1 pseudogene is annotated in these 930 nt (G+C 55.8%); it reads right to left on the minus strand.

Annotated features, from left to right (window positions below):
- Positions 1-867 (minus strand): annotated as a pseudogene (locus tag ACJ5NV_RS20400) (IS3 family transposase); the annotation flags it as partial.
- Positions 868-930 lie beyond the last annotated feature (63 nt).

Genomic DNA, 930 nt, shown 5'->3' on the forward strand with positions numbered 1-930 from the left:
AGTATTGGCTGCCGCGATCCGTGTGGTGAATGCAGCCCTTGGGCGGTGTCCTGAATGCGATGGCCATGTTCAGCGCCCGGATCGCTAGGTCCCGTTTCATCCGATTGCTGACCGCCCAGCCGATGATACGACGGGAATGCAAGTCCAAGATTACAGCCAAGTAAAGCCAGCCCTCACGGGTCCAAACGTAGCTGATATCACCGGCCCATTTCTGGTTTGGCGCCTCTGCCATGAAGTCACGATCCAGCAGGTTCGGCGCGATATTGAACTTATGATCACTGTCTGTCGTCACCTTGTGCTTACGTGTTCTGACCACTGATATGCCGTTCTGGCGCATCAATCTGCCAACGCGGCGGTGGCCTATATTCAGTCCAATTTCCTTCAGCTCTTCGGTCATGCGTGGGCGACCATAGCTGCCCAGACTGAGACGGGACTGTTTCTTGATACGCGCCAGAGTGACCAAGTCAGACCGCTGTCGGCGGCTGGCTGGACGATTGCGCCAAGCCCGCAACCCGCGCGTGCTGACACCGACAACATGGCACAAGCGATTGGTCGGGAAGTTATCTCGATGTTCTTCGATGAACCTAAATCTTATTGCTTTAGGCCCGCGAAGAACTGGGTGGCTTTTTTTAGGATGTCCCGCTCCTCCTTGAGAATGCGGTTCTCGCGTCGAAGCCGGTCATTCTCTTGGGCGAGGCTCAAATCTTCCTTCGACACCACGTCCGTCTCTCGGTTTGCTGTGATCCACTTGTTCAGCGTCGACATGCCGACACCAAGATCATCAGCTGCCTGCCTGCGCGTCAGCCCACTGGTCAGCGCGATCCGCACCGCATCTTGCCGGAATTCGTCCGTCCGTTTCAGTCCCATAGTCAATCTCCTTTGTTGCAGTAAATGCTATCAAAGGAGCGGCATCAAACCGCGACAGGTCCA

Origin of the sequence: Loktanella agnita (assembly GCF_046640325.1) — a bacterium.
Lineage (GTDB): Bacteria > Pseudomonadota > Alphaproteobacteria > Rhodobacterales > Rhodobacteraceae > Yoonia > Yoonia agnita.